This is a genomic window from Streptomyces sp. NPDC093252 (genome assembly GCF_040683675.1).
Classification (GTDB): Bacteria; Actinomycetota; Actinomycetes; order Streptomycetales; family Streptomycetaceae; genus Streptomyces.
Genome location: NZ_JBFBEM010000009.1, coordinates 380260 through 390873, shown reverse-complemented (window position 1 = coordinate 390873; position 10614 = coordinate 380260). Strand labels below are relative to the sequence as shown.

The following is a 10614-nucleotide window of genomic DNA, read 5'->3' as shown; positions in this document are numbered from 1 at the left end:
AACGCCGCCACCGGCAACCCCAACGTCAAGGCCCTCGTCTACATCGCCGCCTTCGTCCCCGACACCGGCGAACTCCAGGGCGAACTCCTCGCCAAATTCCCCGGCAGCCTCATCAACGACGCCATCAGCCCCGCCCCCTACACCGCCCCCGACGGCACCACCGGAACCGACCTCTACCTCAAGCCCGACAAGTTCCGCGCCGCCTTCGCCGCCGACGTCCCCCGCCGGCAGGCCGCCCTCATGGCCGCCGCCCAGCGCCCCTTCACCGCCGCCGGCTTCGAGGAGCCCACCCGCACCGCCGCCTGGCACACCATCCCCTCCTACGGCCTCGTCGCCACCAACGACAAGGCCATCCCCCCCGCCCTCCAGCGCTGGGAGTACGAACGCGCCGGGTTCGAGAAGGTCGTCGAGGCCCGCGGCGCCTCCCACGTCCCCTTCATCAGCCAGCCCGACAGCACCGTCAACCTCATCAAGCACGCCGACCACGCCACCCGATAACCCACCCCCCCCGACACCCCCTCCCCGCACCACACACCGCCCCGCCCCCCCGGCGGGGCGCAGTGCTGCCACCACCAGCGCCGCACCTGCCCCGCCCCCGGCCAACTGGCGGGTAGGCGTGAAGGACGGCATCGCGGGGCGCTCCGGTTGCCCGAGCGAGGCGGGGGAGGCGCCATCCCGCCGACGCGAGGTCAGCCAAGCGGGAGGCGAACTCCGTCCCAAAGCCGCCGGGCACATGCACATACAGCCATGTCCTACGACCCGGACTCCGGCCGGGCTCACAGCGCCGCGTCTCCGGGCTCGGGCACCACGACCTCTCCACCCCGTGCGCCCGCCAATGGCGGCTGCCTGAAGACGAAAGCGAAGCAGCGGATACCTCCGTACGGTGCGCCGCGGCGACAGGGGCGAGCCGATGGACCCGGGTCCAGTGGCAGGCGCGCCGGTCACCGAGCGAGCGGGGGAGCGCCCCGGCCGCCGGCGCGCTGCGGAACGGCGGGCGGCCACCGCGCTTTCCCATGGCCAGCCGCGATCCCGGGCCCCTCTCCAACCGGTGCGCCCGTCACTCCGTCGCGCCGCCACGCTCCCTGGGTCAGGTTGCCGGTGGTTCGTCGGCGATGAGGTCCAGGAGCTGGTCGGGGGTGAGAGTGGCGAGATCGATGGAGCGGTCTCCGATCACGAGCCGTGCCTGCGCCTGCGCCTGCTGGGCGTGTTCGATGAGTTCACCGGCGCGGCGCCGCTTGCGGATGCGGTCGGTGATGTCCGCGACCGCGAGCATGGCCGACGGAATGGACACGATCAGGGAGGTGAGTGCGACGGGATCGATGCCCTTGGTGTCCGGGCCGGGCACCAGTGGTTCCGCTGCCGAAACCGGTTCGGGCTGGTAGCCCCAGCCCGAGATCAGAGCGGCGACGCTCTTTTCGGCGGCTTCGGCGTCTGCTCCTACGAACTCGATGATCATTGGTCCTCTTCTCCGTCCTCAGCGGCCGTGAGCAGTTCGTCGAGCTGGTCGACGGCCTCCGTGAATCCGATCTTGACGGCGGCAGCCCGGCTCGCCCGGAACACCTCCCGGGCCTGCTCTCTTTCTCCTGCGGCCAGCAGGAGTTGGCTGAGGGTGGTTCCGACGACCGCAATGCCGTCCAGCCGTTGAAGTTGTACAAGGAGCTGGAACGAGGTGGTCATACGCGGCACCGCCGCGTCGCGGTCCTCGCGCCCCAGATCGATGCGCGCAAGATCCCAGTTGGCCGCCGCGACGCCATCCACGTCCCCGAGTCGCTTATTGACTTCCAGGCGCTTGAGCTGCAGCTCAAGCGCCTCATCGGTCTCGCCCTGCTGCTGGAGGATGTCTGCGATCTTCCCCCAGGTGACCGCAGCCTCGCGGGTGTCGCCGATGCGCTCGAACACCGGTAGCTGGACCTCGTGGCGGATGCGTAGGGCTTCGTCCACCTCGCCCCGCTTCTGGAGGATGTCTGCGATCTTCCCCCAGGTGACCGCAGCGGAGCGGGTGTCGCCGATGCGCTCGAACACCGGTAGCTGGACCTCGCGGCGGATGCGTAGGGCTTCGTCCACCTCGCCCCGCTTCTGGAGGATGTCTGCGATCTTCCCCCAGGTGACCGCAGCCTCGCGGGTGTCGCCGATGCGCTCGAACACCGGGAGTTCGACTTCGCGGCGGATGCGTAGGGCTTCGTCCACCTCGCCCCGCTGCTGGAGGATGTCGGCGATCTGCCCCCAGGTGATGGTGGCGGAGCGGGTGTCGCCGATCCGCTCGTACTCCGGGAGTTCGACTTCGCGGCGGATGCGTAGGGCTTCGTCCGTCTCACCCCGCTTCTGGAGGATGTCGGAGATCTGCCCCCAGGTGATCGCAACCGAGCGGGTGTCGCCGATGCGCTCGTACTCCGGTAGCTGGACCTCGTGGCGAATGCGCAGGGCTTCGTCCACCTCGCCCCGCTGCTCGAGGATGTCGGCGATCAGCCCCCAGGTGACCGTGGCGGAGTGGGTGTCGTCGGCGTCGGTGAAGAGCTGGCGGGCCTGGTGGAGGAGGGTCTCGGCCTGGTCGGTCTCGCCCCGGGTGATCAGGCGGTTGGCGTGGTCGTACAGGACGGCGGCGTGGCCGGTCGGGTCGGCCTGCCCGTCGCCGCCCCGGGTTTGCTGGACGGCGCGGTGGAGGAGGGTGTCGGCGTGGTTTCCGTCGCCGCTGGTGACGGCCGCGTCGGCGACGGTCCGGAGCAGGGTGAGGGGTACTTGGTGGTGGTGGCGGTCGAGGAGGTCGACCGCGCGGCGGCCGAGGTCGGCGGCGGTGGCGGCCGGGCCCTGCCGCAGGGCGGTCACCGCCTCGGCCGCGCAGTCGGCCACGATGGCGGGGGTGTCGGCGGTCAGGGCGAGGCGGGTGAGTTGCAGGTCGAGGTCGCCGGTGCGGGCGGGGTGGGGGTTGGCGCCGCCCCACTGGTCGTGGAGGGGGTGTGCGGTGAGGGTGGCGAGGGCGGTTTCCTCGTCGGGGGTGAGGGGGGTGAGGCGTCCGGCGGCGAGGGCGTTGACGGCGAGGGCCGGGACGGTGGTTGTGTGCTGGTCGGGGAAGGTGTCGAGGAGTCCGAGGCCGCGCAGCCGGGATGCCGATCCGCCGACTGCGGCGGTGAGGATGTCGATGACGGGCTGGGGGACGGGGACGGTGAAGAGGGTGCAGGCGCGCAGGAGGGCGCGGTGGGCGGCACCGGCCTGGTCGAGGAGGGTGTCCAGGGCGAGGTTCTCCAGGAACGCGCCGATGTCGGCGTTGTCGGCGGGGAGGTCGCCCTGGTGGAGGTAGGTTTCCATGGCGGTGAGGGCGGCTTCGGCGCGGGCCCGGTCGACCTGGCCGCTGTAGACGAGACGCAGTCCGATGAGGTCCTGGAGGCCGGGGTTGCCGCTGCTGACGTCCAGGGCCCGCTGGGCCAGGCCGGCGCGCTCTGTCCGGTGCTCGGCGGGGGCCAGTTCCTGCTGGCGGCGCTGGAGCTTGCGCCGTGCCGCCGGTGACAGCGGCTGCAACTGCACGGGTTCCAGTCGGGACTCCAGCCCGCCGAGGGTGAAGGTGAAGCGGCTGGTGACCAGCAGGCGGCTCTCGGTCCTGGACGGGTCGAACGCGGAGATCACGTCGGCCAACACCGCGGCATGCGGGGGGTCGAGCCGGTGCGGGCCCTCGGAGCTGGGGGTGAGGATCCGTTCGAGGTCGTCGACGATCACCAGGAGGGGTTTGCGCAGGCTGTCGGCTTCCTGGGCGCAGGGTCCGGCCAGCAGGTCGGTCAGGAGCGGCCCCAGGCACTCGGGCCGGTCGCGGACCTCGGCACGCCGCCCGTCGATGAGCGTACGGGCCTCGGGGTTGGCGGCGACCGCGTCGGCTATCGCGTCCAGAACCGCTGTGGGGGTGTAGTCGCCGAACACGACCGCGACGGCCCGGTTGGGGTGGCGGTCGGCGATCCGGGCGGCCAGACTCGACTTGCCCAGCCGGCCCTGCCCGTGCAGCAGCACCCCCGCCCTCTCACCGCCACGCAACGCCCGCAGCGTCTGCTGGAGTTCCGGGCGGCGCCCGACGAACATCTCCGCCGCCGCCACCGGCAGCCGGTGCTTGCGGTCCAGGAACGTCTTCGTCGCATGATGCGCGGGCACCAGCCGGCGCTTGAGATTCCCCGCGACCAGCGGACCACCCCCGGCCGGGCCCAGCCACAGCCGCGCCAGATGCCAGTCGGCGCGCAGCCGCTCGTCGGTGCAGGTCAGGAGGTGCCGGCGGGCGCGGGCGACGGCCTCCGCCACGTCGGCACATCTGCTGAGCTGCTGGTACAGGTGCTCGGCGAAGAGGGTGGCGGCCCGGTCGCTGACCGAGCCGTCCCAGCCGATGACCGCGGGAATCCCGGCGGCCACCAGCCCGGTCGCCATCGAGTGCGCCACCGGCACCCCCGGCACACCGCCCGCACCACCGCGCTGACCGGCACCGCCAGGAACATGCCCGGCCACATCCGAGCCCGTCGCGGTCAGACACGCCGACACGAACACCAGCCGCGGCCGGGGACTCAACTGCCCCACCAGCACATCCGCACTCACCGGGCACGGGTCCCCGAGATCGTCCTCCATCAGCAGGACCGGGGTGGCGGGCCCGTCCGGTCCCGGACGCCAGTTGTGCAGCCCGTGGCACGACAGATGAACCACCGGCATCCCACCCAGCTCCGCAAGACGCAGCCCGAGCTGGACCGGATCACCCGAATCCTCGACCACCAGGTCCAGACTCGTGCCCCCGACCGCGTTCAGGACAGCCGTCTCCTCGGCCTCGAAATCCAGCTCGTGCCCGCCCCGTGGGGCAGAGGCCATGAACGCCACCCCGAGCCGGAACCCGTCCATCTCCGGGCCAGACCTCGGCCGACCAAGCCGGCGTACCACCGCGAACAGCTCCGAACCTGCGGCGAGGAACCCACCCTCCGGGGCGGCGAGCAGTTCGAACGGGGCCCGCAGCAGTGCCCATGCCGCCCCCGACGGCCTCGCCGCCGCCCGCACCTCGAACACCACCGGCGCCGCTGCCTCATCCAGCACACCCGTCAACTGGCCGAGGTCACCGTCCAGCCACCGGTACAGCTCACTGCCCACCGCGAGCAGCGCCTGATCTCCGGAACCGTGGCGCACAGCGTCCACATACCGGCCGGCGACAGCGGTGAGGAACTCGACGTCCGTGGTCCCCAACACACGTCGGGGGCCGACCCTCCGACCGTCGACGACCAGCTCGAACCCGTCGGCCTCCACCAACAGCCCTGTGACCATGCGTCATCCTATCGACGCGGACCGCCATCCTGGGCCCGTATCACAGCTCAGCCATCCGATGCGATCCGCTGTGATCCGATGCGATCCGCCTGCGCTTCCGCCGCGCGTACGGGACACTCCTCGCTGCCTGGCCCGCCGCTCATCCCCCCGTAGCGGCGGGCCGAGTTCGCCAGATCGACAGGCGAAGGCGACGCAGCCAAGCCCGCATCACGGTAGGGAAGCTCCCAAGGAGATGTGACCACACCTGCGGCCCACCCGGCGCCCCACGGATCCCACGGGCCGTGTTGCCGGGGGTCGGGTTGCCGGTGGTCCGTCGGCGATGAGATCCAGGAGCCGGCCGGAGATCGGGGTCGGCCTCGCCGCCGCCGAGCAGAGGCGCGCCGCCCTGCGCGACCTCGCGGTCCGGCACATCACCGTCCGCCCGGCATGCCCTGATCCCGGTGCGTCGTCGTGCGCCCCGGCTCCGGGCAGCGAAACGAGGATGCGAAGGGGCAGTCCTGAGCACTACAACGAGGGGATGACCGTCTTCCGCTGTTCCAGGTGCGGCACCGCGATCACGCCGGAGCTGGCCGAGGTCGCCGCCGTCCCCGAGGTCTCGGGCGACGAGCGCGATCGGGACGAGGAGACACGCCGGGCCTCTTCCACCGTTTCGCGGGGCCACTACGCGATCGATCCCGAGCCCTGGGGACCTCCCTACGTCGTGCAGGTCGATCAGGAGGATCCGAAGCCGGTTCAGGCGCGCGGACCTGCCCCCGAGCCGGGCTGGTTCGCACAGGACCCGCTCGCCTCGCTCAGCCTGGGCGCGGCGCGGGCCAACGGCCCTCCCTCCCCGGTCGCCCCGATGCTCGCGCACCCATCCCCGGCGCCCCGCGAAATTCCCGCGCGCCCGAGCGCCGGTCGGCGGCACCCTGAGGCACATGCCTCGTTGGAAGCTCTACGACAACTGGTACGCCGATCTGCCCGGTCTCACCGTGGCGCAGTTGCGCGAGCGCCGGGAATTCGCCGCCGGGCGGGCCGAGCAGGCCGTGGCGCGGGGCATGGGGCGCAGCCCCAAGAGCGGGCGGGAGTGGCGGCGCAAGCTCCGGGCCGTCGAGGAGGAGCTGGTGCGCCGGGGTGTGGAGGAGGAGTAGGGGGCTGTGGAGGAGGAGTAGGTGCGGTGGCGGCGTGAGCCGATCGCCGCCGGGCGTCGCCACCGACAGCACCCCCGCCCCCCATCCCTTGACCCTCCCCCCTTGACCCTCCCCCGCCCCTTGACCCTCCCCCCACGTCAGCCCCCATCGTCGGTCGCATGGACGACGAGCAACTGACCGTGGGACGCGTCGCCTCGCTCGCGGGTGTCAGCGTCCGCACCCTGCACCACTACGACCGGATCGGCCTCGTCCGGCCGTCCGCGCGGACCCCCGCCGGATACCGGGCCTACTCCGCGGGTGACGTGGAGCGGCTGCGGGAGGTGCTCGCCTACCGGCGGCTCGGCTTCGGGCTCCGGGACATCGCCCGCCTCGTCGACGACCCCGCCACCGACACCGTCGCCCATCTGCGCCGACTGCGCGCCCTGCTGCTGGACCGGCGCGACCGCGCCACCGCCATGGCCGCGGCCATCGACCGGGAACTGGAGGCACGTGCCATGGGGATCAACCCACCCCCGGAGGAACAACTGCGCATGGTGGGCCCGCAGTTGTACGAGGCCATCGGCGCCGCCTATCCCGCCACCCGGCGCACCGAACCCCGGATCGCCGCACAGGTCTGGGCGGCGCTCGGCGACGCCCGTACGGTGCTGAACGTGGGCGCGGGCACCGGCTCCTACGAACCCCCGGACCGTGAGGTGACCGCGGTCGAACCGTCGGCCGTGATGCGCGCCCGGCGTCCCGGGGGCGCGGCGCCCTGCGTGGCGGCCACCGCGGAACACCTGCCGTTCCGGGACGGGGCCTTCGACGCCGCGATGGCCTTCAGCACCGTCCACCACTGGCGGGACCCGATCGCCGGGCTGCGCGAGATGCGGCGGGTGGCCCGGCGGGTCGTGGTGTTCACGCATGACGGCGCCGACACCGCCTGGCGGAACCGGTTCTGGCTCAGCCGCGACTATCTGCCCGAGGTGGCCGGCCTGGTCGCCGGACGGCCCCCGGTGGACCGGCTGGCCGCCGCGATCGGCGCCCGGATCGAGCCGGTGCTCATCCCCTGGGACTGCGCCGACGGCTTCTTCGAGGCCCACTGGCGGCGCCCCGAGGCGTATCTGGACGAGCGGGTGCGCCGCGCGGTGTCGGTGTGGACCAGGGTGGGGCCGCGGGCCGAGGCACGGGCGGTCGACGGACTGCGCGACGACCTCGCCACCGGCCGCTGGGCGGAACGCAACCGCGAACTGGTCGCCCTGGACGCGGCGGAACTGGGCCTGCGCCTGCTCGTGGCCTGAGGCGACATCCAGGGGTGCGCGGGGAAGCCGGTTGCCCGGGTGGAGCCGCCCTCACCCCGAACGCGCTGCCCTGACCGCCGGGATGGTGGAGCCCGCCGCCCCGACCCCCGCGACGGCGGAAACCGCCCCTGTGCCCCCACTGCCGCAAAGGGCCGAACCTCTACCCGTACGGGCCGACTTGCGCCCCGCCCCGCGCCCCCACCCGCACCCCCGGGCAAACTGCTGCACCGCCCCCGTCCTCCACCACCCCTCCCCTCCACCACCCCTGTTCCCCTCCACCCTCCTCCACTCCCCCCTTCCCCCCTCCACCCCTTCCCCCCTCCACCCCTTCCCCCCCCTCCACCCCCGAAGGCAGTCAGCGATGCGCGTCCAGGCAGCGGTCCTGCGAGAGCCCACCGGACCCTTCAGCGTCGAGGACATCGACCTGGAGGACCCCGGGCCCGGCGAGTTGCTAGTCCGGGTCGTCGGGGCCGGTATGTGTCATACCGACATCGGGCAGCGCAGGCACCCGGCGCTGCCCCGCCCGCTGGTGCTGGGGCACGAGGGGGCCGGGGTGGTCGAGGCGGTGGGGCCCGGGGTGACCCGGATCCGGCCCGGCGATCACGTGGTGATGAGTTTCGACTCCTGCGGCGGCGACTGCGGCCCCTGCGCGGAGGGCACCCCCTCCTACTGCGACGAGTTCATGGTCCGCAATCTGTCCGGCGCCCGTACGGACGGTACGACCGGTGCCCTGGACGCGCGGGGCGCGCCGGTCGGGGCCCGCTGGTTCGGGCAGTCGTCCTTCGCCACCCACGCGCTGGCCACCGAGCACAACGTCGTCGTGGTGGACCCCGAGCTGCCCCTCGAACTCCTCGGCCCCCTCGGCTGCGGTCTCCAGACCGGCGCCGGAGCGGTCCTCACCTCCCTTCCGGTCCGGGCGGGCGAGTCGTTCGCCGTGTTCGGGACGGGAGCCGTCGGGCTCGCGGCGGTCATGGCCGCCAGGGTCGCCGGGGCCTCCGACATCGTCGCCGTCGATCTGCACCCCGGCCGCCGCGTCCTGGCCGCCGAACTGGGCGCCACCCGCGTACTGGACGGCGCCGATCCCGAGCTGGCCGCCGCGCTCGGCCGGGTCCACCACTGCCTCGACACCACCGGCGTCACCTCGGTCATGGCCACGGCGGTCGCGGCGCTGCACACCGGCGGAAGCTGCGGTCTGGTCGCCGCGGGCGGCGGCGATCTCGTACTGCGCCCGGAGGCGCTGGTCGGGCGCAGCGTCCGGTTCATCCTCGAAGGCGACGCGATTCCCCGGCGGTTCATCCCCCGCCTGATCGCGCTCTGGCAGCAGGACCGCTTCCCCTTCGACCGGCTGATCCGCACCTACCCGCTCACCGACATCGCCGCCGCCGAACGCGCCACCACCGACGGCTCCACCGTCAAGCCCGTCCTGATCCCCTAGGAGGAACGATGCACCGCATACCCCAGATGACCGTCGGCGGCTCGGCGCTCCCCACCACCGCCGCCTTCGACGTCATCGACCCCGCCACCGGCGAACCCTTCGCCCAGGCCCCCGACTGCACCCCCGACCAGCTCGACCGGGCGATGACCGCCGCCGCCGAGGCGTTCCGCACCTGGCGGCGCGACGACGACGCCCGGCGCGACTGCCTGCGCAAGGCGGCCGACGCGCTGGAGGGCGCCGTCGACACCCTCGCCCCGCTCCTCACCGCCGAGCAGGGCAAGCCGCTCAAGGACGCCCGCGAGGAGGTCGGCAACTCCGTCGCCTGGCTGCGCTACTACGCCGATCTCGACCTGCCCCGCGAGATCGTCCAGGACGACGAGCGGGGCTACGCCGAGGTACTCCACCGCCCGCTGGGCGTGGTCGCCGCCATCACCCCCTGGAACTACCCCCTCATCCTCGCGATGTGGAAGATCGCCCCGGCGCTGCGGGCCGGGAACACGATGGTGCTCAAGCCCTCCCCCCACACCCCGCTCGCCACCCTCGCCCTGGGCGAGCTGTTCCAGCAGGTGCTGCCGCCCGGTGTCCTGAACGTCGTCAGCGGCCGTGACCCGCTCGGCGCCCTCATGACCGCCCACCCCGTCCCCCGCAAGATCAGCTTCACCGGCTCCACGGCCACCGGCAGACAGGTCGCCAGGTCCGCCGCCGACGACATCAAGCGCCTCACCCTCGAACTCGGCGGCAACGACCCCGCCGTCGTCCTCGACGACGCCGACCCCCAGGAGATCGCCGACCTCCTCTTCTGGGGCGCCTTCACCAACAACGGCCAGCTCTGCCTGGCCGTCAAGCGCGTCTACGCCCCCGAGAGCCTCTACGACGACCTGGTCGAGGCCCTCGCCGAGCGCGCCCGCACGGTCCGCGTCGACACCGGCACCGCCGAGGGTGCCCTGCTCGGCCCCCTCAACAACCGCGCCCAGTTCGACCGGGTGTCCGAGCTGGTCGCCGACGCCCTCCACCACGGCGCCACCGCCGCCGCCGGCGGGGCCCCGCTCGACCGGCCCGGCTACTTCTACGCCCCCACCATCCTCTCCGGCCTCTCCGACGGCACCCGTATCGTCGACGAGGAGCAGTTCGGCCCCGCCCTGCCCGTCATCGCCTACCGCGACCTCGACGACGCCGTCGAACGGGCCAACTCCGGCGACCACGGCCTCACCGCCTCCGTCTGGTCCCCCGACCTGGACCGCGCCGCCGAGGTCGCCACGCGACTGGACGCCGGGCAGGTCGCCGTCAACGTCCACGGCCTCGGCGTCCGCCCCGACCTCCCCTTCGGCGGCCACAAGCAGAGCGGTCTCGGCGTCGAGAACGGCACCTGGGGCCTGCACGGCTACACCGACCTCCAGGTCCTCACACGCCTCGCGAAGTCATAGGGGATCCGGCCCCCCGGGGGGGGGGTCTTGACAGGCCGCCGCCCTCGCTGGATTACTGGGGACCATATCTCTCACCG

General features: G+C 72.9%; 7 protein-coding genes. 5 read left to right on the top strand and 2 right to left on the bottom strand.

Going from position 1 to position 10614, the window contains the following annotated elements; all coding sequences use genetic code 11:
• On the top strand, positions 1–498 hold a 498-nt coding region (locus AB0O01_RS21425), incomplete at its 5' end, for an alpha/beta fold hydrolase (RefSeq protein ID WP_365315452.1).
• A 589-nt stretch (positions 499–1087) separates the two neighbouring features.
• On the opposite strand, the gene AB0O01_RS21420 is transcribed toward AB0O01_RS21425, so the two are convergent.
• On the bottom strand, positions 1088–1456 hold the full coding sequence (locus AB0O01_RS21420) for a hypothetical protein (RefSeq protein ID WP_365315450.1): 369 nt from the start codon (positions 1454–1456) through the stop codon (positions 1088–1090).
• Complete coding sequence (locus AB0O01_RS21415) at positions 1453–5271, bottom strand: CHAT domain-containing protein (RefSeq protein ID WP_365315448.1); 3819 nt, start codon at positions 5269–5271, stop codon at positions 1453–1455. Before AB0O01_RS21415 ends, AB0O01_RS21420 begins: the two co-directional genes overlap by 4 nt.
• A 917-nt stretch (positions 5272–6188) precedes the next feature.
• Here AB0O01_RS21415 and AB0O01_RS21410 point away from each other — a divergent pair.
• From AB0O01_RS21410 to AB0O01_RS21395, 4 genes are all read left to right on the top strand, one after another.
• Positions 6189–6401, top strand: a complete 213-nt coding sequence (locus tag AB0O01_RS21410; RefSeq protein WP_365315446.1) for a hypothetical protein — start codon at positions 6189–6191, stop codon at positions 6399–6401.
• Between the two features lie 158 nt (positions 6402–6559).
• Complete coding sequence (locus tag AB0O01_RS21405; protein WP_365315444.1) at positions 6560–7678, top strand: MerR family transcriptional regulator; 1119 nt, start codon at positions 6560–6562, stop codon at positions 7676–7678.
• Positions 7679–8039: 361 nt separating this feature from the next.
• Positions 8040–9113, top strand: coding sequence for an NAD(P)-dependent alcohol dehydrogenase (locus AB0O01_RS21400; protein ID WP_365315442.1), 1074 nt, complete (start codon positions 8040–8042; stop codon positions 9111–9113).
• Between the two features lie 8 nt (positions 9114–9121).
• Entirely contained in the window at positions 9122–10537 is a 1416-nt protein-coding gene (locus tag AB0O01_RS21395) for an aldehyde dehydrogenase family protein (RefSeq protein WP_365315440.1), read from the top strand.
• The last annotated feature ends 77 nt before the right edge of the window (positions 10538–10614 follow it).

Excerpts from the sequence above, each read along its gene's own strand:
- AB0O01_RS21420 (WP_365315450.1), bottom strand. The coding sequence starts at position 1,456 with ATGATCATCGAGTTCGTAGGAGCAGACGCCGAAGCCGCCGAAAAGAGC.
- AB0O01_RS21415 (WP_365315448.1), bottom strand. The coding sequence starts at position 5,271 with ATGGTCACAGGGCTGTTGGTGGAGGCCGACGGGTTCGAGCTGGTCGTC.
- AB0O01_RS21410 (WP_365315446.1), top strand. The coding sequence starts at position 6,189 with ATGCCTCGTTGGAAGCTCTACGACAACTGGTACGCCGATCTGCCCGGT.
- AB0O01_RS21405 (WP_365315444.1), top strand. The coding sequence starts at position 6,560 with ATGGACGACGAGCAACTGACCGTGGGACGCGTCGCCTCGCTCGCGGGT.
- AB0O01_RS21400 (WP_365315442.1), top strand. The coding sequence starts at position 8,040 with ATGCGCGTCCAGGCAGCGGTCCTGCGAGAGCCCACCGGACCCTTCAGC.
- AB0O01_RS21395 (WP_365315440.1), top strand. The coding sequence starts at position 9,122 with ATGCACCGCATACCCCAGATGACCGTCGGCGGCTCGGCGCTCCCCACC.